The 25,697-nt window shown below is 46.5% G+C and carries 21 protein-coding genes and 2 pseudogenes; 12 read left to right on the forward strand and 11 right to left on the reverse strand.

The features are described 5' to 3' along the window. A pseudogene (locus HCZ42_RS13995) lies at window positions 1-551 on the reverse strand (formylglycine-generating enzyme family protein); the annotation flags it as partial. 82 nt (window positions 552-633) lie between these two features. Here HCZ42_RS13995 and HCZ42_RS14000 point away from each other — a divergent pair. Next, on the forward strand, window positions 634-1,632 hold the full coding sequence (locus HCZ42_RS14000; protein WP_167421275.1) for a sel1 repeat family protein: 999 nt from the start codon (window positions 634-636) through the stop codon (window positions 1,630-1,632). 81 nt (window positions 1,633-1,713) lie between these two features. Beyond that, complete coding sequence (locus HCZ42_RS14005) at window positions 1,714-2,907, forward strand: hypothetical protein (protein WP_167421276.1); 1,194 nt, start codon at window positions 1,714-1,716, stop codon at window positions 2,905-2,907. A gap of 415 nt (window positions 2,908-3,322) precedes the next feature. Here the strand turns inward: HCZ42_RS14005 and HCZ42_RS14010 are convergent, their stop codons facing one another. Further along, window positions 3,323-4,369, reverse strand: coding sequence for a formylglycine-generating enzyme family protein (locus HCZ42_RS14010; RefSeq protein WP_167421277.1), 1,047 nt, complete (start codon window positions 4,367-4,369; stop codon window positions 3,323-3,325). A gap of 82 nt (window positions 4,370-4,451) precedes the next feature. On the opposite strand from HCZ42_RS14010, the gene HCZ42_RS14015 reads away from it, so the two are divergent. Together HCZ42_RS14015 and HCZ42_RS14020 are read left to right on the forward strand one after the other, a co-directional pair. Continuing rightward, on the forward strand, window positions 4,452-5,450 hold the full coding sequence (locus HCZ42_RS14015; RefSeq protein WP_167421278.1) for a sel1 repeat family protein: 999 nt from the start codon (window positions 4,452-4,454) through the stop codon (window positions 5,448-5,450). An 81-nt stretch (window positions 5,451-5,531) separates the two neighbouring features. Further along, on the forward strand, window positions 5,532-6,728 hold the full coding sequence (locus tag HCZ42_RS14020; protein ID WP_167421279.1) for a hypothetical protein: 1,197 nt from the start codon (window positions 5,532-5,534) through the stop codon (window positions 6,726-6,728). 94 nt (window positions 6,729-6,822) lie between these two features. Here the strand turns inward: HCZ42_RS14020 and HCZ42_RS14025 are convergent, their stop codons facing one another. The 3 genes and pseudogenes from HCZ42_RS14025 to dmeF all read right to left on the reverse strand — a co-directional run bounded on the left by HCZ42_RS14025 (window position 6,823) and on the right by dmeF (window position 8,895). Then, the gene (locus HCZ42_RS14025) at window positions 6,823-7,488 is read right to left on the reverse strand and encodes a class I SAM-dependent methyltransferase (protein ID WP_167421280.1); all 666 of its coding nucleotides are present in this window, start codon (window positions 7,486-7,488) and stop codon (window positions 6,823-6,825) included. Window positions 7,489-7,579: 91 nt separating this feature from the next. Further along, window positions 7,580-7,996, reverse strand: a complete 417-nt coding sequence (locus HCZ42_RS14030; protein ID WP_167421281.1) for a MarR family winged helix-turn-helix transcriptional regulator — start codon at window positions 7,994-7,996, stop codon at window positions 7,580-7,582. Then, window positions 7,959-8,895 (reverse strand): annotated as a pseudogene (dmeF, locus tag HCZ42_RS14035) (CDF family Co(II)/Ni(II) efflux transporter DmeF). The gene HCZ42_RS14030 and the pseudogene dmeF overlap by 38 nt, the downstream one beginning before the upstream one ends. A 490-nt stretch (window positions 8,896-9,385) precedes the next feature. Between dmeF and HCZ42_RS14040 the strand changes: the two are divergent. From HCZ42_RS14040 to HCZ42_RS14055, 4 genes are all read left to right on the forward strand, one after another. Beyond that, window positions 9,386-10,369, forward strand: coding sequence for a leukocidin family pore-forming toxin (locus HCZ42_RS14040; protein ID WP_167421282.1), 984 nt, complete (start codon window positions 9,386-9,388; stop codon window positions 10,367-10,369). A 439-nt stretch (window positions 10,370-10,808) separates the two neighbouring features. Then, window positions 10,809-11,258: a DUF302 domain-containing protein gene (locus tag HCZ42_RS14045; RefSeq protein WP_167421283.1), complete on the forward strand. Its 450-nt coding sequence runs from the start codon at window positions 10,809-10,811 to the stop codon at window positions 11,256-11,258. Window positions 11,259-11,612: 354 nt separating this feature from the next. Further along, complete coding sequence (locus HCZ42_RS14050) at window positions 11,613-12,707, forward strand: NapC/NirT family cytochrome c (RefSeq protein WP_175579511.1); 1,095 nt, start codon at window positions 11,613-11,615, stop codon at window positions 12,705-12,707. Window positions 12,708-12,725: 18 nt separating this feature from the next. After that, window positions 12,726-15,173 (forward strand): molybdopterin guanine dinucleotide-containing S/N-oxide reductase, encoded by a 2,448-nt coding sequence (locus HCZ42_RS14055; RefSeq protein WP_167421284.1) that lies wholly within the window; start codon window positions 12,726-12,728, stop codon window positions 15,171-15,173. Window positions 15,174-15,320: 147 nt separating this feature from the next. Here the strand turns inward: HCZ42_RS14055 and ptsG are convergent, their stop codons facing one another. Beyond that, complete coding sequence (gene ptsG / locus HCZ42_RS14060) at window positions 15,321-16,763, reverse strand: glucose-specific PTS transporter subunit IIBC (RefSeq protein WP_079855635.1); 1,443 nt, start codon at window positions 16,761-16,763, stop codon at window positions 15,321-15,323. Window positions 16,764-17,017: 254 nt separating this feature from the next. Here ptsG and HCZ42_RS14065 point away from each other — a divergent pair, with 254 nt between their 5' ends. From HCZ42_RS14065 to HCZ42_RS14075, 3 genes are read left to right on the forward strand one after another with little or no spacing between them, the layout of a single operon-like run. Next, window positions 17,018-17,725 (forward strand): response regulator, encoded by a 708-nt coding sequence (locus HCZ42_RS14065; RefSeq protein ID WP_167421285.1) that lies wholly within the window; start codon window positions 17,018-17,020, stop codon window positions 17,723-17,725. After that, window positions 17,715-19,145 carry an ATP-binding protein gene (locus tag HCZ42_RS14070; protein WP_167421286.1) on the forward strand — a complete coding sequence of 477 codons (1,431 nt, stop codon included), beginning with the start codon at window positions 17,715-17,717 and terminating at the stop codon, window positions 19,143-19,145. Before HCZ42_RS14065 ends, HCZ42_RS14070 begins: the two co-directional genes overlap by 11 nt. A gap of 2 nt (window positions 19,146-19,147) precedes the next feature. Further along, complete coding sequence (locus HCZ42_RS14075; protein ID WP_167421287.1) at window positions 19,148-20,392, forward strand: ABC transporter substrate-binding protein; 1,245 nt, start codon at window positions 19,148-19,150, stop codon at window positions 20,390-20,392. A gap of 55 nt (window positions 20,393-20,447) precedes the next feature. Here the strand turns inward: HCZ42_RS14075 and HCZ42_RS14080 are convergent, their stop codons facing one another. Together HCZ42_RS14080 and HCZ42_RS14085 are read right to left on the reverse strand one after the other, a co-directional pair. Further along, the gene (locus HCZ42_RS14080; protein WP_167421288.1) at window positions 20,448-20,903 is read right to left on the reverse strand and encodes a YaiI/YqxD family protein; all 456 of its coding nucleotides are present in this window, start codon (window positions 20,901-20,903) and stop codon (window positions 20,448-20,450) included. A gap of 32 nt (window positions 20,904-20,935) precedes the next feature. Further along, the gene (locus tag HCZ42_RS14085; RefSeq protein WP_053409347.1) at window positions 20,936-21,259 is read right to left on the reverse strand and encodes a heavy metal-binding domain-containing protein; all 324 of its coding nucleotides are present in this window, start codon (window positions 21,257-21,259) and stop codon (window positions 20,936-20,938) included. 448 nt (window positions 21,260-21,707) lie between these two features. Between HCZ42_RS14085 and HCZ42_RS14090 the strand changes: the two genes are divergently transcribed. After that, window positions 21,708-23,012 (forward strand): dicarboxylate/amino acid:cation symporter, encoded by a 1,305-nt coding sequence (locus HCZ42_RS14090; protein ID WP_167421289.1) that lies wholly within the window; start codon window positions 21,708-21,710, stop codon window positions 23,010-23,012. Between the two features lie 212 nt (window positions 23,013-23,224). Here the strand turns inward: HCZ42_RS14090 and HCZ42_RS14095 are convergent, their stop codons facing one another. Genes HCZ42_RS14095 through HCZ42_RS14105 form a run of 3 tightly spaced genes read right to left on the reverse strand, consistent with a single transcriptional unit; the run spans window position 23,225 to window position 25,560 of the window. Continuing rightward, a complete protein-coding gene (locus HCZ42_RS14095; protein ID WP_167421290.1) occupies window positions 23,225-24,349 on the reverse strand; it encodes a M20 family metallopeptidase in 1,125 nt (374 codons plus the stop codon). Window positions 24,350-24,358: 9 nt separating this feature from the next. Then, on the reverse strand, window positions 24,359-24,826 hold the full coding sequence (locus tag HCZ42_RS14100; protein WP_167421291.1) for a YjiG family protein: 468 nt from the start codon (window positions 24,824-24,826) through the stop codon (window positions 24,359-24,361). Continuing rightward, entirely contained in the window at window positions 24,823-25,560 is a 738-nt protein-coding gene (locus tag HCZ42_RS14105; RefSeq protein WP_167421292.1) for a nucleoside recognition domain-containing protein, read from the reverse strand. Before HCZ42_RS14105 ends, HCZ42_RS14100 begins: the two co-directional genes overlap by 4 nt. Between the last annotated feature and the right edge of the window lie 137 nt (window positions 25,561-25,697).

The following is a 25,697-nucleotide window of genomic DNA, read 5'->3' on the forward strand; positions in this document are numbered from 1 at the left end:
TCTTGCCACGTCTTGGTAAAAGCGGCATACGTATTTAATTTTTTCAATCGCTCTTTAAACTCTTTAGAGTCTCTATCGCGAGGGGTTCCATCCAAATTTTGGTCAGCGAGAGGTAAACCACTGGATTTTCGCATCACTTCCATATCGGCATACGTGGTTTCGTATTTGGCAATGGAGTACGCATCTAAGGTCACTTTATGAATAAACCACCCTCCAGCTAACATAGCACTTGGACCACTGTAGCAATCATTTTCTGGAGACCAATCGATTCGTTCAAAGGTGCGAGAAGGGATCTCACATGGTGCTTTAAAGTCTCCCATATCAAAGCTCCCTCCCTCAACAAATACGAGGTTTTCTATCGCTTTGACTGCCACATCAGCCATCTCTTTTTTTAGTGTTATACCAGCATCAGGATACTGAGCATTAATATTGCTAATGATGGTTTCCAGTTGTTGCGTCGACAAATGCTCACTAGATACGTCAATGCGGTCACCGCCACATCCGGCTATGATTGGCATCAAACAAACCATGCTTAACCACTTGTTATTCATCTTTGTCCCTCTACAATGAAGGGACAATTATATACGCCTGCACACATATTTGTAGGTCAACAAAAAAGTGGCCTAGACTTCAATGAAAAAAATCCTATTTATCCTATTACTCTTTACTCAGAACACCGTTTGGGCTCAAAGCCCGACCGAGCAAGGGATCCTCCTCTTTAACCAAAAAGAATATCAGGAAGCAGAGGAGATCTTGCAACAGCAATCGAACGACGGCAGTGCCTATGCCACATTTTGGTTGGGTGTCGTTCAATACAAAAATCGAAAGCACTTTCAAGCAGGCGAAACCTTTTTAAAAGCAGCCCAAATGGGCGACCCTTGGGCGATGGGTGTACTCGCTGGCGATACTTTGAATGCTAATAGCCCTTGTAACTATCTAGGATGGCCTTGCGATAGTAAATGGGAAGATAAGGCCTTCGATGGGTGGAGAGAACAAGCTGATAACGGCAATGGCAAAGCTATATTAGCGCTACGTGTAAAGAAATCGTATTTATGGGAGTTAATCCCATTTTATCGCTCATATCATTCAGAAACGATTTTTTATGATGCGTTTCGAAAGGGAAGTAACCACGCCATTTTGAAAATGAGTGGCTGGGTTTCAGAAGAAAAATACGTCCGCTATTTAAAACTCGCCGCAGAACAAGGCTATGCTCCAGCTATGGAAACTCTCTACTATCACATGAATACAATTGGTCTTGATGAATCCATGAAATGGATCAATAAAGCTATTCGACTTGGTTATCCTGAAGCGGCTAGAACTTTATACCTCAGTTATTCCTTGGGTGAAAAAGATAGCAATGGCAATGTAGTTATCCAATCTGATCCCAAAAAAGCCTATTACTATAATCGATTATCAGGTGCTCTAGGAGGAGAGGAAAGTGATAATGGTACAATTGTTCACCGAAGAGCTATCGAAAATGGATTACCTATTTCCGATCAAAATGGGGATCCTGTTTTTGAAATTCTAGTAACCGAGCAAGAGCAAGCTGAAATGGATAAACAAGTGGCTGAGTTTGTAAAAGATATAAAACCAAATATGTTCTTAGATGAAACTTCCATTGATCTACTTTAAACAAACACAGAAATGAAAAATTGGAATAGATTCTCATTTAATCTAGTACCATAATTATTATTTCTAAAAACGGTTGATTTAATGATTAAAAGAATAAAAATAGTTAAATACGTTTTGATTATATCACTAACAATCGTTCTGGCGGTGGGAGGATACGCTACTTATGTGAGACTTCCGACTGGTACAGATTTCGAATTGACTACACCTCCAGCAGAGCGGTTAGAAGAATTGATTACACTTACAAATCATGACAAGACTATCAATCCAAATTTATACGCTGCAAGCACTTATCAACCGGGTGAACCACTGTTTAATGCCATTATTGCGATTCAGCAAAGTAGATGGTACGACGCAGGAGAGTTGCTCAAGCCTTTAGTTGAGCAAGGAAACGCTGATGCAATGTTTTGGCTAGCAGATATAACTTATCGAAGTAGTGCGTTTTCCGGTTGGGAAGGCGCAGAGTTGTTCGAAAAGTCGGCGAAACTAGGAAACCCCTACGCTGCACTAAAACTTTCCCCTAAATTTAACTCTTATCAATGCAAGATGAGAATGGGAGCGTATTGTGACGAAAAATGGGGGGAAATTGGCTTAGATATACTGAAAAAGAAAGCAGAAAATGGTGATGTCAAATCCGCTTACTCGTATCTACTTTACACTCGTTTTGACGATAAGAGCTTTGATTATTTTGATCAATTCCTAGATGTTACTAAGAAAGCTGTTGAAACAAAGTATTACCGCCCATTACGTCACCTCGTTGATATGTATGAAAAAAGGGAGCAACTCAACCCCTATAGCCGAGAAGTCATTCCATTAGAAGTTGAAGATCGCAAAGTCCTAGCAAAGTTATTAATGATAGCGGCATTAGATAACGATCTACCATCTATATATTTGCTAAGTAATATTTTTGAGGACGTTATTCAATCTGAAGAAAAGTTTGAGTATATAGTAAAACAGAATTTCCCTGCTCTAGACCTTGACCATTACTCAATTGCTCATAGATATTTTTTAAAGAAATACAAAAAAACTAACAATAGAGAGCACTTAATAGAAGGATATGCATATTCTATATTATTTGATAGTTATGATAATGATGGTAGCACATTAAATAGAAGAATATTTGAAAGAAAAATAAAGGATACTGGTGCCAAAGAATTAAATTCTAACGAAAAATCAAGCGCAAGAATTATCTATAAGAAACTAGTTGAAAAAGCAAGCTTCACTACCTACATAGACGAAGCCCGAGATGCATGGGATACACCTTTAGACGGTTACTAAAGCACTCAGTTCAACTTAAAACCTTTCTCATACAAGACTTGAATGTCTGCTCTTGATTGAGTTTTACCACTTAATTAGGAGCAGATACCACACCTCAAACTCAGCTTCTCTTAAGCCAAAGTATGGTTTGCGCTCTATCCACCAACACCACGCGTAACCGCAACTACGGAAAACGTATGCCAGTGTTTAATCCGACCAAGTGCGGTTTGTTCTTGTTCATCACGCTCGACAAAACGAATCATCTAATAGCTCTTCACTTAGATTTCGTTGAATGGCGTCGCTGGAGAACGATACCCCTATGATTCACTGCCTTTCACCCCAATGAAGTCATCGGCGAATATCCCACACTCAACCGAAGAGATAATCCGCGTTATGTCTAAGCGCGTCGCGTCACCGTTGATTCGGTGACGCGGCATTAAACCGAGGGACTGACGGGTGTGGACTGTTGCACCGCGCAGCGAAAGCTCACACCCACGCGGTAGCGGTCATAACCAGAAGCATGCAAACGCGAAAAAGTCATTGTGGTCCCACTGCCGTCTCGCTGAACTTTTTCAGTACCGGACTCCGGGCCTTGGGGGTTACGCTCGGGAGAGTGTTGGTAATAGTCTTTGGCATACCAGTCGTTGACCCATTCAGCCACCTGGTTACTCATGCCGTACACCCCTAATGGATTAGGCGGAAACGCATCTACCTCAGAGATTCGAGTTGAGGCGTTCACTTCTTCATCTCGATAGTCGACCCAATAGCCCGTGTTAGGGTTGAAATAACTGCTTCCCTCTAGTTGACGATACCCATTGTTTGTCGCGAAATAACGGTATTGACCGCGACTGCGCGCGGCGTATTCCCATTGTGCTTCGGTCGGTAAATCGAAAGGTAACGCAGTGATATTGCCCAACCATTGGCAATAATTTTTAGCATCTTGCCACGTCTTGGTAAAAGCGGCATACGTATTTAATTTTTTCAATCGCTCTTTAAACTCTTTAGAGTCTCTATCACGAGGGGTTCCATCCAGATTTTGGTCGGCAACCGGTAGGCCATTGGTTTTTCGCATCACTTCCATATCAGCATACGTGGTTTCGTATTTGGAGATTGAGTACGCATCTAAGGTGACTTTATGCTGGTATCCCTGTCCTGAGAAATCAGCGATCGAATAACATTTATGATCAGGAGACCAATCCATTCTTTCGCGTGTTTTACTTGGGATCTCACACGGCCCTTTAAAGTCTCCCATATCAAAGCTCCCTCCCTCTACAAATACGAGGTTTTCTATCGCTTTGACTGCCACATCAGCCATCTCTTTTTTTAGTGTTATACCAACATCAGGATACTGCGCATTAATATTGCTAATGATGGTTTCCAGTTGTTGCGTCGACAGATGCTCACTAGATACGTCAATGCGGTCACCGCCACATCCGGCTATGATTGGCATCAAACAAACCATGCTTAACCACTTGTTGTTCATCTTTGTCCCTCTACAATGAAGGGACAATTATATACACCTGCACACATATTTGTAGGTCAACGAAAAAGTGGCCTAGGCTTCAATGAAAAAAATCCTATTTATCCTATTACTCTTTGCTCAGCACACCGTTTGGGCACAAAGCCCGACCGAGCAAGGGATCCTCCTCTTTAACCAAAAAGAATATCAGAAGGCAGAGGAGATCTTGCAGCAGCAATCGAACGACGGCAGTGCCTATGCCACATTTTGGTTAGGTGTCGTTCAATATAAAAGCCGCAAACACTTTCAAGCGGGTGACACTTTTTTGAAAGCTGCCAGAATGGGCGATCCTTGGGCAATGGGTGTACTTGCTGGCGGGAAACTCTATGCAAATACACCATGTAACTATTTAGGTTGGCCCTGTGATAATAAATGGGAGCCTAAAGCCCAACAAGGCTGGGCTAAACTCGCTCAACAAAGTGATGGGAAAGCAGCGTTTGCATTAAACATAACCAAAAGAGAATGGTGGGAGTACATACCGTTTTATCGTCAAAGTCGATACAAAGATATCATTAGCAATGCTGTACCAAATGGGGGATACAAGTTCCTAGATTACAATACATACTGGGATTCATCTGATGAAAAGTTACCGTATTTGAGACTCGCTGCAGAACAAGGCTATGCTCCAGCTATGCAAACCCTTTATTATCACATGATTACGGTTAATCTTGACGAAGCAAGGAAATGGATCAATGAAGCTATTCAACTTGGTTATCCTGAAGCGGCTAGAACTTTATACCTCAGTTATTTCTTGGGTGAAAAAGATAGCAATGGCAATGTAGTTATCCAATCTGATCCCAAAAAAGCCTATTACTATAATCGATTATCAGGTGCTCTAGGAGGAGAGGAAAGTGATAATGGTACAATTGTTCACCGAAGAGCTATCGAAAATGGATTACCTATTTCCGATCAAAATGGGGATCCTGTTTTTGAAATTCTAGTAACCGAGCAAGAGCAAGCTGAAATGGATAAACAAGTGGCTGAGTTTGTAAAAGATATAAAACCAAATATGTTCTTAGATGAAACTTCCATTGATCTATTTTAAACAAACACAGAAATGAAAAATTGGAATAGATTCTCATTTAATCTAATGCCATAGTTATTATTTCTAAAAACGGATGATTCAATGATTAAGACAAAAAATATAGTCAAATATATTTTAATAACTTCGATAACAGCTTTCTTGACACTCGGTGGCTACTATACCTATATAAACTTTCCTAGCTTTACAGACTATGAGTTAACTAAACCTCCAGAAGGACGGCTGAGTGAACTGATTTCAATCGCAAGTACAAATAAAACAATCAATTCAAATTTATACGCTGCAAGCACTTTTCAACCGAACGACCCTCTATTTAAAGCCATTATTGCGATTCAGCAAAGTAGATGGTACGAAGCGGGAGAGTTGCTCAAGCCTTTAGTTGATCAAGGAAACGCAGATGCTATGTTTTGGCTAGGCGATATAACTTATAGAAGCAGCGCGTTTTCAGGATGGAATGGTGCGGAGCTGTTTAAGAGATCCGCAGAACTCGGCAACCCCTATTCTGCCATAAAACTTTCACCAGAATTTAATTCCTACCAATGTAAGATGAGAATGCGATCCTATTGTGATAAAAAATGGGGTAAGGCTGGTCTAGATATTTTACAAGAAAGAGCAGCGACTGGAGATGTCAAAGCGGCATACGCATATCTATTTTACACTCGTTTTGATCGCACAAACTTTGACTACTTCAATCAATTTCTCGAGATAGTCGAAGATGGTATAAAGAAAAATTATTACCGACCTTTACGTCAGCTAGTATTCATGTACCAAACTAGAGAGCACTTAAGTCCTTATAATAGGGATGTCATAGCATTAACAACTCAAGATCGAAAAGTTCTAGCTAATTTATTAATGGTTGCAGCATTGAACAACGACATTGTATCTATTGACTTATTGAATGAAAAATTTAAAGACGTTATCCCTTCTATGGCTAAGTTCGATAGATTAGTAGAACAAAATTTACCACTTGTGGATAATGCCCGATACTTTATTACGTACGATTATTTTTTAAGACAATTTAATAAAAGCAATAAGGATAGGGAGTTCCTAATCCGAGGTTACGCCTATGCAACATTATATGATGACTATGAAGGTGGCATTAGCTTTCACAATAGGCAAGTATACGAGATGATACTAAAAGATAGTGGTATAGAAACGTTAAATGAACAAGAGAAATCTAAGGCTGCCGACGTATATACACATTTAGTTGACGAAGTATCTTTTGTACCTAACATCGACGAAGTAAAAGGGGCTTGGGCTTCAACTGTAGATGGTTACTAAAGCACTCAGTTCAACTTAAAACCTTTCCCATACAACACTTGAACGTCTGCTCCTACTTGAGTTTTACCACTTAATCAGGAGCAGATAACTCACCTCAGACCTCAGACTCAACGTCTTTTAAGCCACAGCAAACTTTGCTTCCCTTATCTCCTACCCACCAACCACCACGCTTAACCGCAACCACGGAAAACGTATGCCAGTGTTTAATCCGACCAAGTGCAGTTTGTCCTTGTTCATCACGCTCGACAAAGCGGACAATCTCAAACTGTCTAAATAATTCTCTCACTTGAGTTTCGTTAAGTGGAGTGGTCGGAGAACGGTACCCCGACGCCCAACTGTCATTTGTCCCCATAAAGTCACCAGCAAACACACCACCAGTTTCTAAGCTGTCTGTGATGCGTTGCCAGGTATCAAAGAAACTATCAGGATTGGCAAAGAAGAGACTGTTGTTGGCGATGACAAGCCCACTCTTCGGGTAATCAAAACTCTCAAAGCTGGTTTGATAAAGTTCAACCAATGCTTGGTTCGCAAAGCGTTCACGACAAATTGAGATAGAATCAGAATTGATATCAAATCCGTGTACTTGATAACCAAGTTCAGCCAAATAGTGAATATCACTTCCCGTCCCACAACCACAGTCTATCGCGACTCGCGTTCGAGATTCATTCAGCTTGGCTGCCAACTCAGTTCGCGGTAAATGACGACGTTGCAGAGCTTTGGCATAGTAATCACGCCATATTTGTTGGTGTTCTTCTAACAATGACAAATCCTTATGTCGGTCAGATCTGGTGAGAGAGCCGATAATTGGTACCAGCCAAGCGAGGGAACATAGAAGTGCCCCTCTAAGGAACCTAAAACTCGCGATTCATCTTTTCTAGGCAAGCCAAGAGCACCGATTCTTGCTCGGAATCGATATTACGAGTTAGGTCTTTAACTAGGTCTAAGTGCAGCTGGTTATGTTGACGATGAATCGCTTGGCCCTCTTCTGTCAAAGTCACCACAATCGCGCGGCGATCATCAGGGTGGGCTTGGCGCTCAATAAGCTTCGCTGCCACCAGCTTTTCAATTTGCACCGTCAACGTACCGGTCGTAATACCTAACTTCTCGGCCAATTCTTTCATGCGCAGCGCACCATGCACACCCAACACTTCGATGGTGTGAACCTGAGCCAAAGAGTAGTCTGTCTCTTTAACGACAGACTGTTCCCACGACGACATCTTGTCGTAGAACTCAGTAAGTAATTGGTTTAGGTGTTCGATATTTTGCATGATTATGATGAGTGTACTTCTAACGTTAGGTGACTAATCTTATCAAACTTACTTAGCTTTTGTTTATATTCGTCAACGGTTAATCCTGCCGATGCGTGTAGGGTAATCGCAGCCGAATAGTGATGACCACTCACCTTCCACACATGCAGGTCCGTCACCGTGCCATAAGGTGCCAGCTCTTCTTTGATTGCACTTCTGTACTCTTGTTCAATGTTTTCATCGAGCAGGATTGGGCTGGTTTGCTTAATAAGGTTCATCGTCCATTTGCTTATAACCACGGCACCAACAATACCCATGGCGGCATCGAGCCAGTTCCATCCATAGAGTTTGCCTAGGATCAGCGCAGCAATGGCAAGCACGGACGTAAGTGCATCCGCCAAAACATGCAGATACGCCGCTCGTAGATTGTGGTCATGATGATGGTGCTTGTGCCCATGGTGATGAGAGTGATCATGGTGGTGTTCGCCTAGCAGGAACATGCTCGCGACGTTAACCGCCAAACCGATAACAGCGACGATAATAGCTTCATTAAACTGAATGCTCTCAGGGTTAAATAACCGGTGCACCGATTCGGCAAACATCAACAATGCCACAATCCCTAAAGCAATCGCACTGGTATAGCCTCCCAGTACGCTTACCTTTCCGGTACCGAAAGAAAATCGCTCATTGTTGGCGTGTTTACGTGCATAACGATAGGCGAACAAGGTAATACAAAACGCCGCTGCGTGCGTCCCCATATGCCAACCGTCAGCGAGCAGCGCCATTGATCCAAAAAGCGTTCCAGCGGTAATTTCGACCACCATGGTGGTGAGGGTCAGCAACAGAACGTAAAAAGTTCGTTTTTCACCTTGTTGGTTGTGTCCAGAAAAGTTGTGGCTGTGCTGCTGTGAAGAATTCAAAATGGCACCATTAGTTTGATAGTCAAATTATTTGAACATCAATTTATTTTGATTATCAAACATTGTCAACGCACTACAGGAAAAACAAGAACCGTTGAACCGAGAAGGATGAGCCCAAGATTTCACTGATTCAGAGTAAAACCAGTAGTTCAAGGTGGCAATCAAGGCTGTCATCCTCCAAAACACAACTGGATTACGCTGCAGCAGTGGGCGCTCTTTAAACTCCGCTTGTAATGTTAGCTTAACCAAAGGAAAGTGATGTAAGCGATCTACGTTGAACCGTTACAAAGCGACCATGCAGTCAATGAACGAAGCAATATACTCGCGGCACGATTTTCTACGCGCGAAGAGTCGCAAATACTGGCGACTTTATAAGCGATAGATACAAGCCTGACCTTTTATGCTCTGGTGTGACCTGTTTAATCCTCACTGATGCGCTATAGTCTAACAGCTAATTTCTGGGACTGTTCCCATGCAAGTGGATAATATAATGAAAAATAAGATGTTGTTACCCGTAATCGTGGGTATTTCTGCCGCTGCCTCCGTCTCAGCGAATGATGTTGTTGAAAGCGTCCTCATTGATGATATTGCTTTAGACGGGTACATAAAAAAGAGCTATGAAGTCGTACTGCAAAGTGAATCCAAGCCGTATCAACCTGCTTTTATTGGCAGCCGGGTACAAATGAAGTTGTTGGTCGAGCTATTTCATAACTCGAATAACGGTAAAAAGGCTGCGCGCATTATCACACTAGGTAATGGATACGTTCCTGGTGAAGCTGGTGTCAGGCAGACTTACGACTCACCTTTGCTCGCTCGTTTTACGCAAAACTATCCGGTGACTTTTGATTACTCTATTTACCAAGCGGGTGGTGCGCCAATCTTTAGTGAGGACTACTCACCACAGAATGAAGCCAACGATGTTTCGGTTTCCACCACGACCGTTGCGCCGTCTATCGGACTCACTGCCACAGTAACACCGGGTTCCGCACCAAGTTTTTCTGGTTCGCTGACCAGCCAACTCGGCGTCGCTTACACATCTCGCTACTCAAGCCAAGACTATGTAACTGCGGCTAAGCCAAAGGCAGCGTTCGAACGCGGTACTGGGGTAAAATGGACCACATCCCTCAGCCAAATTTATACCAATGACTACCAGTACTACGGAAAATGGGCTGGCGTGTACCACTACACCGACTGCTACAACGAAAATCTATTACCGGAAGAAAACTTACCGCGCCTGATTCATGGCTTTAAACCAAAATTCCAGTACGTATTCACGCCTGAATTAGATCGCGGCAGCGAAACAAGAACAGACATGATCGCTCGTGCAGGAATGAAAGAGGTAGAGGAAGGCTTCTCTCGCAATGCGTGTACTTGGTATGACTACGGTACAGAGACACACCTTACACAAGCGCAAGTTCGTTTCACAATCGATTGGGAAACACTTACTGTCACTAATCCTTCAGAACATCTATAAATATGGATGATTAAGTGCGGTCACCACGGCCGCATTTTTTTGTCTTTTTAAAGGAGAATGGCGTATTCCATAGATGGTGCAATCCAACCAGAAATATAGAACGCCTTGCCACGGAGAAGTCCAAATATTCCAGTAGTTTAATATTGTAGAGTGATTGTCCAGAACCGCACAAAGCGCACCAATTCTCCCTTTCGCTGAATTTGCTTTCCTATTTAATCTCACCGTATACGGCTTCAACGTTATCAAACCATCCGCCAAGTTCTCGAAACCGTCTTAAAATGGTCACGAGTCAAATTTTATTCTCATGTTTGATACTACAAGGCTATCGGTGCAACAACTTGAATGACTTCTTTATCGTATCCGGTCTGTGTCACGGCAATACGCATCAACGGAAGTTAGTTTCTTTGGTACCAGAATAAATATCAAGAGGGTCAGTAATATGGTTAGAACAATAACATTAGGTTTCTTAGTCGCGATCGCGTCATTTAACGCACTCGCCGAGCAGGGCGTGACAAAAGTGGCCAGTGTCCACGCGGTAGAACAAACCGCAGATAAGTTTGTCGCAATCGCTCAAGAAAAAGGGCTCAACGTCTTCGCACGAATCAACCACCAAGAGAATGCGGCTAAGGTCGATATGACGTTAAGGCCAACTGAAGTGATCATCTTTGGTAATCCGAAAGTTGGTACTCCCTTGATGCTCTGTGCGCAAGAAGTGGCGATCGATTTACCGCAAAAAGTGTTGGTGTATGAAGATTTAGCGGGCAAAACTTGGTTGGCGTATAACGATCCGGTGTATTTAAAGCAACGTCATAACATTCAAGGTTGTGATGAAGTAATCAATAAAATCAGTGGAGTGTTGGGCAACTTAACCAACGCTGCGGCCAAATAACGCAATCTTCCAGCAAGTTAGCATCAACCAAACAATGACCAACCTCGTTCTGAGGTTGGTTCGCAATTTCCCTTGATTTTACCCTTAACCCAACCTAGAAAGCCGAATAATTTCCGCATAACGCCCCACCACCCATCCGAATAGTCCAATAGAAATTACGACTAATAACTCACATTTATAACTGAACCATTCTCATTCCAAATCAGCAACCATAAATACACAGTGATATGTAGCACATTTTCTATACTACTCGAGTCAGTTCTCAAAAATTAATGATTTATATCAACTCACCACCTACCCCTTAAGAGTTAGATGGTGAGTAAACAAATAATGATAAATTGGTTAATAAATAAAATGCAGATAAGAAAAAGATACATATTACTGATTGCTTGTGTCGGGGTGGTCTTAGGCTGGATTGTTTTAGGTGGTACGGCGGCCATCATGCATAAAACTTCCAGCACCGAGTTCTGCGTATCGTGCCATACGATGCAAATCCCATACGAGGAATACCAAGGTTCCATCCACTTCACCAACGCTAAAGGCATCCGTGCCGAATGTTCTGACTGTCACATTCCGAGTGACCCTATCAATTACGTCATCACCAAGATTCGTGCTTCTAAAGACATTTATCACGAGTTTGTCACTGGCAAAATCGATACCGAAGAGAAGTACGAAGAACACCGTATGGCGATGGCAGAAACCGTATGGGAACAGTTACGTGCCAACGATTCAGCGACCTGTCGCTCGTGTCACTCTTTCGATGCAATGGACACGTACGAACAGTCTGAAGACGCAGCAAAAATGCACAAATATGGCATAGAGAACAACCAAACCTGTATCGACTGTCACAAAGGTGTTGCGCACTTTGCACCAGAGCCAGAACTCGACAGTGAAGCATACAACCGCGTCGTTGCCCAAACTGAGAATACACCGGCAGACGCAAGCACCGTCTACTCCATCGCTCCAATCAGCATTGGTGATTTCGGCTCTATTAACCCAGCGGTCGAAATGTCTGTGGTCGGAACTTCTGAAGCAGAGCGTACGGTCTCCCTATCCGGCTACCAGATGAAAGGGGCGGAACAAGTAATCTACATGGGTAAAGGACAACGCAGCATTATCGCGATGCTAAGTGACGCGGGTCAGCAAGCTCTTGAAGTCGGTGAGTTTGAAATCGACGAATACGGCAACGAATGGCGTACCGCAAAACTCGAAGCCGCTATCGATGCGCCTGTATTGGCAAGCCCTGAACCTCTATGGGCTTATGCAGAGGAGCTCGATAACGTCTACTGCTCAACGTGTCACTCTAAAATTCCGGCGAACCATTTCACCGTAAACGCTTGGGGACCTGTTGCCAAAGGCATGGGTGAGCGCACCGATATCTCTGAACTCGATTTGGAGATCTTAACCAAATTCTTCCAAAACCACGCAAAAGACGTGGCCGGTCACTAGAAACAAAAGGATATAGTTATGACAGATATTACACGTCGCGGATTCCTCAAAGGATCAGGTATTGCAGCTGGCGCGCTTGCTATCACATCAGTTACGCCCCTCTCTGCAGTTGCTGCATCTAAGCGTGGTTCTGGAGTCCTCACTGCGGGTCGAATGGGCCCGATGCTGTGTGAAGTCAAAGACGGCAAACTGGTTGCGACCAAAAACGCTCTGCCTCAAACCGTGCCAAACAGCTTGCAGTCGACGGGGCCAGACCAAGTTCATACCCAAGCGCGCGTTAAGTATCCGATGGTGCGCAAAGGATTCTTGGAAAATCCATCTGCACCGACTGGCATTCGTGGCAAAGACGAATTCGTGCGCGTATCTTGGGATGAAGCGTACAAACTGATCCACGAACAACATATGCGAATCCGCAAAGAGAATGGACCAGAAGCAATATTTGCAGGCTCTTATGGCTGGCGTTCATCGGGTGTGCTGCACAAGGCGCAGACACTGCTGCAACGCTATATGAGCATGGCAGGCGGCTACTCAGGCCACCTTGGTGACTACTCTACTGGTGCGGCACAAATCATCATGCCGCATGTGATGGGCTCAATCGAGGTGTATGAACAGCAAACCACCCACCCTGTTGTGTTGGAGAACAGCGAGGTTGTCGTACTTTGGGGGATGAACCCAATCAATACCCTTAAGATTGCCTGGACATCAACTGACTGTTCTGGCCTTGAGTTCTTCCACCAGTTAAAAAAATCCGGCAAAACCATCATCGCTATCGACCCAATGCGATCTGAGACCGTGGAATTCTTTGAAGACAAAGTGCAGTGGATCGCACCGCGTCCAATGACCGACGTAGCGATGCTGATGGGTATTGCCCATTCTTTAGTGAAAAAAGGCAAACACGACAAAGCATTCTTAGACAAATACACCACTGGCTACGACAAGTTTGAAGCCTACTTGATGGGTAAAGAAGACGGCGTAGAGAAAACCGCAGAATGGGCAGCCGATATTACTGGCGTACCCGCGAAACAGCTTGAGTTGCTGGCGGACATCTTCAGTGACAACCGTACCATGTTGATGGCGGGCTGGGGTATTCAGCGCCAGCAATACGGTGAGCAGCGCCACTGGATGATCGCGACGTTGGCGGCAATGTTGGGGCAAATCGGCCTACCTGGCGGTGGTTTCGGTTTCTCATACCACTATTCAAACGGCGGTAACCCTGCGCGCGATGCCGGCGTATTACCCGCTATCTCAGCGGCACTAGGTGGTGGCTCTTCGGCTGGCAACGACTGGGCCGTATCTGGTGCGGTGAATTCCTTCCCTGTTGCACGAATTGTTGAAGCGTTGGAAAATCCGGGCGCCAAGTATCAACATAACGGCCACGAACGTACCTTCCCTGATATCAAAATGATTTGGTGGGCTGGCGGCGCGAACTTCACTCAACACCAAGATACCAACCGCCTGATCAAAGCGTGGCAAAAACCCGAGCTAACCGTTATCTCTGAAATCTATTGGACAGCGGCAGCGAAACACGCCGACGTGGTGCTGCCAATTACCACCTCATTTGAGCGTAATGATCTGACCATGACAGGTGACTACAGTAACCAACACTTAGTCCCAATGAAGAAAGTGGTTGAACCGCAAGGTGAAGCGCGCAGTGACTTTGATGTATTTGCAGACATGGCAGAGCTGATCAAACCGGGCGGTCGCGACGTTTACACCGAAGGCAAATCAGAAATGGACTGGCTGAAAGGCTTCTACGAAGCAGCACAGAAAGGCGGACGATCAGCCCGTGTTCGTATGCCTAACTTTGGTAAATTCTGGGATGCTAACGAACTGATTGAAATGAAGTTCAACAAGAAAGCCGCGAGCTTTGTCCGTCATGCCGATTTCCGCAAAGACCCAATCATGAACCCACTGGGCACACCGAGCGGCAAGATTGAGATTTACTCGAAAACCATCGAAGGTTATGGCTACAAAGACTGCCCAGCTCACCCAACTTGGATCGAGCCAACCGAGTTTTACGGCTCAGCCAAACAGGGCGAGTTGCAGTTGATGTCAGCACACGCGGCGCACCGCCTGCACAGCCAGTTCAACTACGCAAAACTGCGCGAGCAATACGCTATCGCCAACCGAGAGCCGATTTCGATTCACCCTGAAGATGCCAAAGCACACGGCATCAAGAGCGGCGATTTGGTTCGCGCCTACAATGACCGTGGCGAAGTGCTCGTCGGAGCCCTAGTCACCGATGGCATCAAGCAAGGTGCGGTATGTATCCACGAAGGCGGCTGGCCAGACCTAGACCCTAGCACTGGTATATGTCGTAACGGCGCGGTGAACGTACTAACCAGTGATATCCCAACCTCTCGCTTGGGTAACGGTTGTGCAGCGAACTCTGCGTTGGTGAAAATTGAGAAATACACCGGCCAAGCGCCCGCGTTAATGGCATTCACACCGCCAAAAGGCGCATAGCATTTAAACTCTTCAACAACCCTTTGGCCAGTAGTGAACGCTACTGGCCTTTTTTATTTTTTAGCATCTGCGAAGATGGCCATAAAACGAAAAAGCCAACCTCACTAGGAGGTTGGCAAATCTTACCTATATTTGGGGGAGGTAAGATCAGGAGGTGGCGAGAACGCTGTGCACTTCTGACTTGATCGAGTCAGACTGCGTACCAAAAATCGCTTGTAAACTGTCGCCAATCACCAATACATCTCGCGCGCCGAGCGCTTTCAGCTTGGCAACATCAACGTGAGCAATATCTTTCACCGAGACGCGCAGACGGGTGATACACGCATCGACCGACTTGATGTTGGCTTTACCGCCCAATGCCGCAACCACATCTACCGCAATTTCATCAGGTTGTCCGGCAATCTTTACTTCTGCAATATCGGTTTCTCGACCCGGCGTTTTCAAATCCAATTTCACGATGAGGAAACGGAACAAGCCGTAGTACAGCGTCGCCCAAATTGGACCGATGATGATGAACAGCCATGCGTTGCTCGACATCGGGTAGTACAGGAAGAACTGGATCGCGCCATGAGCGAAGTCAGTACTGTGTTTGATTTCCAAAAATGCGGTGATCGCAAACGCAATACCCGTTAGGAAAATATGGATCACGTACAGCACCGGCGCGACGAATAAGAAGGTAAATTCGATGGGCTCGGTAATACCGGTTAACCAAGAAGTCAACGCCGCTGACATCATCAAACCGCCGACGATTTTCTTGCGCTCAGGAGACGCACAGTGGTAAATCGCCAATGCCGCTGCTGGTAGAGCCCACATTGAGTACATAAAGCCACCAGACAGATAACCCGCGGTTTTATCGCCCGCGAAGAAGCGAGTGAGCTCACCAGTAAACTCTTTGCCTGTTTCTGGGTCAACGTAGTTACCGACTTCAAAGAAGAACGGTGCATTCCAGATGTGGTGCAAACCTACAGGAAGTAAAGAACGTTCACCCGCGCCATAAACCGCCCAAGCGAGTACAGGGTTTTGGTACGCTGCCCAATGAGAGAATGCATCAAGAAGTTGTCCGACAGGTGGCCATGCAAACGCGAGAATCGCGCCAACAACGATCGCTGATAAACCGGTGACGATTGGCACAAATCGTTTACCCGCGAAGAAACCCAAGTACTCCGGCAGTTTGATGTTATAGAAGCGGTTGTACATGATCGCCGCAACCGCACCGATAAAGATGCCGCCAAACACACCAGTCTGCAGGGTCTCAACGCCCATGATGGTCGCGTCGGTTTCCAAGCCGCGTAGGCCAGTCACGATACCGAGCGATGCGTTCATGATGATTAAGCCAACTAAGCCCGCGAGCGCAGCCGCACCGTCATTACCTTTTGATAAGCCGAGCGCCACACCGACCGCAAACATCAACTGCATGTTGCCAAACACGCCCTCGCCGGCGGCGAGCATCACTTTGTTGACCGCGTCTGGGATAAACGCAAAACCAGCGTTACCAATACCCAGCATCAAGCCGGCCACAGGTAACACCGCCACAGGCAGCATCAACGACCGCCCTATTTTTTGTAGTTGTCCAAATATACTTGCAAACATGGTTTCCTCCTGACGAACGCCAGTGTTGTAGGACCTGATTCCTTCAGGTCATGGTGTTTCACGTAAGGTCAGGATGATCATAGCGAGCAAGGCGGCGCTTAAGGTTACAAAAGGCAATCAGTTTGTAAGTGGCCGCTTACAAATCTCTCACACCAAATAAGTGAAAATTGTAATCAGCTCGATTGTGCACATGCGCTTAAGAATGCATCATATTGACCAGCGGCAAGCACAGGGATGGGCACAGGGAGATAAGGATGGAAAACAAGCAGATACTGGTCGTCGATGACAACCTCGACCTTCGCGAAGCGTTGTCGGATTACCTTGGTCGAGCTGGGTTTGAAGTGCTTTGTGCAGAAAACGGCGGCGTGATGTGGCGACTGCTCAACGATCACCATCCTGATTTAATCATCCTCGATATTATGATGCCCGGTGAAGACGGCTTTACCCTGTGCCAGAAATTGCGCAAAAACTCCGACATCCCGATCATCATGCTGACCGCCGTCACCGAAGAAGCCGATCGAGTCGCCGGGCTAGAAATGGGTGCTGACGACTACATCACCAAGTCATTCAGCCCGCGTGAACTACTCGCGCGCATCAAAACCATTCTCAGACGCAGCCAGTCAACAGCCAGTACTAAACTGACGCGTAAAGTGCGTTTTGACGATTGGTTGCTAGATACCGTAACCCGCCAGTTGACCCACACTGCCAGCCGTGAGGTCAAACAACTCAGTGGTGCCGACTTGTCACTGCTCGGCTTGTTCGTCAACCATGCGCAATCGATATTGTCGCGCGATGATATTGCGCGCGAGATTTGGGGACGCGATGCCGACCCGTTTGAACGCGGCATTGACGTGCAAATAAGCCGCTTGCGTCATCACCTTGAAGATAAAGACCGCTCACTGATCCTCACCGTACGCAACAAAGGCTACATGCTGACCACGGACGTGCATTATGAGAATTAAACGTTGGACGGGGTCACTGGTGGTTCGCACCAGCCTTTTCTTACTGTTGGTGATCATTCTGGCGCAGGTTTTGTCGGGGATTATCTGGTATCAACACGCCAGCGAGCGAGACAAAGAAGGCCTCAGCACCACGGTCAAAAGCCTCGCGCTAAGCGCCTCTTCCACCATCGCCTTCTTTCAAACCCTGCCTTCTGAATATCGCCACTTGGTGCTCAATCAACTACGCAACATGGGCGGCACACGCTTTTTCGTCTCACTCAACAATCACCAGATTGATGTCGACCCGCTACCGGAAAGCGAACGCAAAACCCTAGTTATCAACCAAGTTCGCGAGGTATTGGAAAGCGAGCTGAGCGGCATTCCTAACATCGAGGTAGAGTTCACCCAGCGCGACAAACTCAAGGTATTCAACAACGAGCTACCTATCGACGAATTGCCGCTACTGTGGGCGCATTACTCACTATCGTTTGGCGACCTCAATCCACCTATTCTGGTGATGCAGGTCGAAGTGGCACAAAACGAGTGGTTCTATCTCGCAGCAGTCCTGCCCGCGCCTTACATCAACCTAGAAACCAACTATTTTGAGCTGCGCCAATGGCTGACGCTATTATTGTCCGCGCTGCTACTGTTGCTGTGTACCTGGTTTATCGTCCGAAAAGAAATTCAGCCAGTTCGCGAACTAGCGAAAGCCGCGACGCTGATGTCGAGCCGCTTAGACGTACCCGAAGTGTCTGAGCGAGGCAGTAACGAACTGAAAGCAGCGGTACGCGCGTTTAACAAAATGAATAGGCGCATCGACAGCCACATTAAAGACCGCGAGATGCTATTCAGCGCGATTTCGCATGACCTTAAAACTCCGATTGCCTGTTTGAAACTGCGAGCGGAAATGTTGGACAACGACATCGACCGAGAGCGTTTTACTCGACTGAGTAACGACCTAGATTTGATGGTCAAAGGTGCATTGCAATGCATTAAAGAGACCGATATCCACGAGGAAATCGAATCGATCAACTTTACTCAACTGATCCAGCACATCTCCTCCAACATCGCCGATGCGCCGGACACGATTCGTATCCACGGTGAAATCCGCACCCATTTTGCCGGTAAACCATTGGCGATTAAGCGCTGCATTCAGAATCTGCTCGATAACGCACTCAAATATGGCCATCAGGCAGACATTACACTGAGTGAAAACTCGGAATCGATCCAGATTCAGATTGAAGACCACGGCAATGGCGTTGACGACCTGTTACTAGAAAAGCTCTGCCAACCTTACTTTCGCGCTAGCAACGATAAAGAAGGCACTGGGTTGGGTTTAACCATTTCACAGAGCATTGCAAAGGCTCACGGCGGCAGTTTGTCGCTTGGCCATTCTCAGTTTGGCGGCCTCTGCGCCACACTGACTTTCCCGAGAGACTGACTATGAACAAACTGGCATTCTTGTTCCCACTACTGCTTGCTCCTTGCATTGCTCACGCTGAACCGCCACAAGAAGTAGAGTTTTTACATTGGTGGACTTCTGACGGCGAGCGACAAGCACTGCAAACACTTAAAGAGCAGCTAAAACAACACGACATTGAGCTACTGCAAAGCCCGGTGCTCGGCGGCGGTGGCGACAGCGCCATGACGGTACTGCAAGCTCGCGCACTGGCGGGCAATCCTCCCAGCTTCGCGCAAATCGAGGGACCAAGTATTAAGGCGTGGGATGCCATCGGTATTTTGCACAACGTCAACGCGGTTGCCGATGAGCAGCGCTGGGACGAGGTACTCTATCCGCTATCTATCGAAATCAACAAAACGCAAAACGGTTATATTGCCCTGCCGTTGACGCTGCACCGTTTGAACTGGCTGTGGGTCAACCACAAGCTGCTTAAACAACTGAACTTATCTGCACCGAAAAACTGGCAAGAGATGTTCGCTGCGATGGAGCTCGCCAAGCAAAATGACATCGTGCCGATCGCGGTCGGTGAGCAGCCATGGCAAGTCGCACAACTATTTGAGAATTTAGTGATTTCCACTGGTGGTGTTGAGTTTTACACCAATGCGATGGTTAAACTTGAGCGAGACAGCATCGACAGCGACACTCTGCGTCAAGCGCTGACGCAATTTCGCCGCCTGAGCTTGTTGATCGACAACCAATTACCCGACAGCAAGTGGGATACGGCGACCCAAGCACTAGCCGACGGCCAAGCACTATTTCAAATTGGCGGTGATTGGATTTTGGGTGAACTGCTCGCCAATCAAGTCTCGGTTCCGCAAGACATCGGCTGTTACCCAACGCCTGACAGCGATGGTGTGTTTCTTTACAACATGGACAGCTTGGTGTTTATGTCGAGTAAGTCGTTTTCTGCCGAGGCGGCTCAGCAAATCGCAAGCGCGTTGGCAGATGTCGAGTTTCAAACTAAGTTCAATCGCGTTAAAGGGTCGATACCGGTGCGCACCGATATCGACATCAGTGACTTTAATCCGTGTCAGATCCAGTCTTATCAGGACTTTCACTACGGCATTAAACACCACCTTGCTGTGCCAAGTATGATTGATTCGATGGCGGTCAATCCGGTTGCCCAGCAAGCGATAAACTCGGAAATCTTCCGTTTTTACCGCAATCCAAATATGAAACCCGACGAGCTTATTAAACGTATTATTGCGATTGCAGAAAGTAACTAGATAGGTAACTGGATAAGCATCAGATCGTCAGCGTGTTTAACACTGACAAAGTCGCTTAATTGGCGCGTTGCCACTGCACGAGCCACTTATCCAGATTATTAGCGAACTGTTGTCGGTCAGACTGGCTGAGTGGTGCGGGTCCACCCGTTTGAATGCCGCTACTGCGCATGGTGTCCATAAAGTCGCGGATATTAAGACGCGATTTTATATTCTCTTTAGTGAAGAGTTCGCCGCGTGAGCTAAGCGCATGGGCACCTTTGCTGATCACTTCATCTGCCAGTGGAATATCACTGGTGATCACCATATCGCCTACTTCACAGCGCTGAACGATCTCATTGTCTGCGACGTCAAAGCCTTGCTGCACTTGCAACATCGTCACTTTGAGTGATGCTGGAGTTCGAATAAACTGATTCGCTACTAGCGTCACTTCTACACCGGTACGTTCAGAAGCACGAAACAAGATGTCTCGAATCACCACCGGACACGCGTCAGCATCAACCCAAATTTTCATTCACTAATTCCTTAATTCTGATGAGGCGGCTATTAGACCTTAAATTTAACTGCAGTACCACTGACACTCACCATCATCATGCTGCCGCCACTACCAATCACTTCGTAATCGATATCAATGCCAACAATACCGTCCGCGCCAAGAGAGCGGGCCTGTTCTTCCATTTCAGCAAACGCGATTTGTCTGGCATTACCCATCTCTCGCTCGTACGCCCCCGAACGGCCGCCAACCACATCGCGAATCGCACCAAACATATCTTTAAAGATGTTCGCGCCCAGAATCGCCTCTCCAACTACCACCCCTAGGTAATCTTCGACGGGCTTTCCTTCTACAACTGAAGTCGTCGTTTTTAGCATTGCAGTTCCCCTGTTTCCCTCAATCACAGTGACTGAGCAGAATTTAAGCAGAACAGCTTAGGTATGGGCAAATTTGTCCGCCAGCAATGAGACATAAGAAACAATATTATTTGTATCGATTTGCGTCACCGCAAAAATGTAGTGCATATCCGCCGATTAGATATGCATTACATAACTTATCAATCGGCGATATGCAGATGTTTTCTCACGTAATAAGAAGTTGTCATTATTTAAAGGACAGAACCCTATGTGTTAAAAAATAGAACAATTAGATGCAACCATTAACTATACTAGTTAAAAATTCGTTAATTAACACAATTTCATAGTGATAGATGTCACATTTAAAAATCCAATTAGGTTTTTTGCTTTTTTATTAATTACAGAGCCTGATAACCTCCTGAGCACCTTGAAGTGAACTCAAGGTGCATAACTATAAGGAGTGTTCACTATGAATACCAAGAAGCCTATGTCACTCACCAGCCGCGTTATCATCGGTATGGTAGTGGGTATCTTGACAGGATTTGCAATTCAATCCCTTTTTGCCGACAACGGATTTGTCGACACGTACATCGTTAATGGACTATTTGAAGTTGGTGGTAAGATCTTTGTTGCCAGCTTGAAGATGCTTGTGGTCCCACTGGTTTTTGTTTCCCTAGTTTGTGGTACTAGCTCGCTGAAAGACTTGTCTACTTTGGGTCGTATGGGGGGTAAAACGCTCGCGTTTTACATTACGACCACCGCAATCGCGATTACTCTGGCACTGACCATGGGTAACCTTTTCCAACCGGGCGCGGGTGCAGACTTAACAGCAGCAAGCTCGTTTAAATCAGCGGATGCACCGTCTCTGGGTCAGGTGGTCATCAATATGTTCCCGACCAACCCAATCAGTGCGATGGCCGAAGGTAAAACGCTGCAGATTATCGTGTTTGCGGTACTGTTCGGTGTTGCAATCAGTGCAGCGGGTAAACCGGGCGAGCGCATTGCTTCTTTCTTCTCTGATCTTAACGAAGTGATCATGAAGTTAGTCGCGATTCTGATGCACCTAGCACCTTACGGTGTGTTCTTCCTAATGGCGAAACTATTCAGTGGTTTAGGCTTAGGCGCAATCGTTAACCTCGCAGAATACTTCTTAGTTCTGGCTGGGACCCTTGTTCTTCATGGTTTGGTGACTTACAGCGTGATGTTGAAAGGCTTTACTGGCCTTAGCCCAATCACCTTCCTGAAGAAAATGGAAGATGCCATCATGTTCGCATTTTCTACAGCATCGTCAAATGCGACCATTCCAGTCACAATGGAAACGGCGAAAAACCGTATGGGTGTGGAAAACCGCATCTCTTCATTTACTGTTCCTCTAGGCGCGACCGTCAACATGGACGGTACGGCGATCATGCAGGGTGTGGCAACGGCGTTTATTGCTCAGGCGTTCAATATCGATCTGACCATGGGCGATTACATGATGGTGATCCTGACCGCGACACTGGCTTCTATCGGTACTGCGGGTGTTCCGGGCGTTGGTCTTGTGATGCTGGCGATGGTACTGAACCAAGTAGGCCTACCGCTTGAAGGTATTGCTCTGATCATGGGTGTTGACCGTCTGCTCGATATGATTCGTACTGCGGTTAACATTACTGGTGACAGTGCTGTAACTGTGATTGTCGCGAAGTCAGAAGGCGCATTGAACGAAGAACGTTTCAATGATCCAATGGCAGGCGTGAAAGAAGAAGAAGTCCACTTAAAGCAATCTAACGCATAGTGAACTGACACTGATAACATACAAAGCCCCAGACATTGTGCTGGGGCTTTTTTATTCGGCCAAGCCCGTTAGCTGAGCGTATTGCTGTCTTGGTGCTTGCTGTCATAGTGAAGTGTCTGCTGAGTTATTGAACAGACAACACCACAAATACAAAGAAGAATTAATATCAATATTGTAGTAAAAATATCCCCGACCTACGCCGGGGATGGAGTTTATTGAGCAAGCTTTTCCAGCACTCTCATCAACAGCTTGATCCTTGGTTCGATAGACGCCAGGAGCAAATATTCTTGGTCGCTATGAAAGCCGGCACCGATTGGTCCTAATCCGTCCAGAGTCGGCACACCGAGAATCGCGGTGTTATTGGCATCAGAGCCCCCGCCCACTTCTTTCCAATTGATGTCGATCGCCAGCTCATCCGCCGCAGTTTGTACCAGCGTCATGAGTGCTTGAGTCTCTTCACTCGGCACCATGGAGGGTTTATACGCTTCGCGCTCAACCTGGACAGTCACGCCTTCACCGAATGGTTTCTGCGCTTTGGCTTTGATCTTGGTATCAATCGCATCGTATTCCGCGTTGTTCCAGAAGCGCACGTCAACAATCGCTTGTGCGTGCTCAGGGACAATATTCGCACCCGCACCACCGGATACAATGCCAACGTTAAGCGTGGTACCAGACTCAAAATTGGTCATCGAGTTGATCGCCAAAATCCAGTTCGCCATTTCAGTGATCGCACTGCGGCCTTTTTCCGGTTCATTACCCGCATGGGCGGCGACGCCGTTAAAGGTCAGTTTGTAGCGAGCCATACCTTTACGCGCTTTCACCAAGCCACCATCGGCACGAGCAGCTTCAGCCACCAGCACGGTTTTCGCCTGTTTCGCCACCGACTGAATCCAATCCACCGAGTGAAGTGAACCCGTTTCTTCATCGGGATTCATGCAAATACAAATCGATAGCTTATCCAATACCGTTTGGTCGAGGTTGCGCATGGCATAAACGATGTTCAGCAACCCTGATTTCATGTCCGATACACCCGGACCGTACGCTTTATCTTCGTCTGTCGACATTGGACGTTGCGCCGCTGTCCCGACAGGGAAAACCGTGTCCATGTGGCCAATCAGCATCACATCGATCTGTTCGCTGTGCGGTTGGTTGCGGATCTCAAGACCAACACCCGCTTTGCCGCAGTCGATGCGCGTGACCTGCCACCCCGTAAGTTGGGCAAATTTCGCTTCGAACTGAGCGGCAATAGATTCGATCCCCTCAAGTGTGTAAGTCCCGCAATCGACGTCAATCAGTGGGCGCAGTTCATCAAGGTACTCATTCAAACAGAAATTCATAATTTATCCTTAAACGAATAAGTTCATTACCCACATTGCGCCAAATGCGTTGATTACAGAGATAGCAATCATCACTGGAATGTAGCGACCTTCGGTGCCGATTGGCCCCATGATGCGTCCCATGTACTGCACTTGAGAGCCCATTAGGTAGATAGCCGGGGCAAGAATCGCAATGTGCGCGCCGTTTAGAATGCCTTGGTCAAACAGCGTGATCACCACACCGACAGCGCCGCCCATCGACATCCATGCGCCGATCAATACCGCCGCCGCTTCACCCGGCAAACCGAAAATCGCCATCACAGGAGAAAACACCGAACCCATCAGATCCAGCGCACCCGTAATTTGCAGCGCTTTGATGATCACAAACGCCATCAGAACGTTAGGTAGCGTCGAAGTCGTGGCAATCGTCCAACCTTTTTTCGCGCCTTCGACGAAAATGTCAGTCACCATAGGTTTTTTCGCTTGTACGTCGCTCATTGTGCGGTCTCCTCTTTTAGCTGCTGCGCTGGTTTTGCTGATTTGTCTTCTTTACCTTCTGTGATGTTTAGGTAGATGCGGAATAAGTTAGCGCCCACAAACTTGAACACGAACATAATCGCCACAGCGAGACCAATCGAAGAAGTGACCGCTAATGAACCATCAGCCATTGTCAAAGTAAACAGTACCGCGCCAGAAGAGAAAAAGTTCACGATGGTTGCGCCAGCGGTAAATTGGAACATGGTAAAGACGTCCGTTTCGCGTTTGGTTAGACGACCTTCATCCTTTAGTTGGCGTGTCATCGCCGCCCCTGCGTCAGTACTTTGCAGTGATGCAATCAGCGCAAGGCCAGAGCTGCCAGGAATGCCCATCAGTGGACGTAGTAGAGGAGTAAGAAGCTTGCGTGCTGCGTCTAGCGCACCGTAGTGCTCAAGTACGTTGATCACGCCAAGGGCAAACATCACGGTTGGAATAAGCGTCAAAGCAAAAAGGAAACCGTCACGCGCACCGCTACCGCCTTTGCCGCGCAATGACGTCGTCGCCGCTTCAACACCTTCTGCGGTTTCTTTCACGTCGTACGCAACTTTACCGAACGAGCCGTTTAGGGTAGTAAAATCTAACACACCGTACCATTCGCTAGACTTCATTAAGCCAGAGAAAAATACGACAGCGAAAGCCAGCGCAACATAGCAACCCCACGTTACTTTGCGCGCTTTTTGACTAGAATCGGACATATGTCACCTATGTATTGTTATGTGGAACAGGACACATAGGATTCTGAAGTAATTAATATCTCCTCAGGATGATCCGCATCAATTAGTTATCTCAACTATCAATAAGCAATCAATCATTATCATATTTTGTGATCTTG

It is taken from the genome of Vibrio hepatarius, from assembly GCF_011806575.1.
GTDB classification, from domain to species: Bacteria; Pseudomonadota; Gammaproteobacteria; order Enterobacterales; family Vibrionaceae; genus Vibrio; species Vibrio hepatarius_A.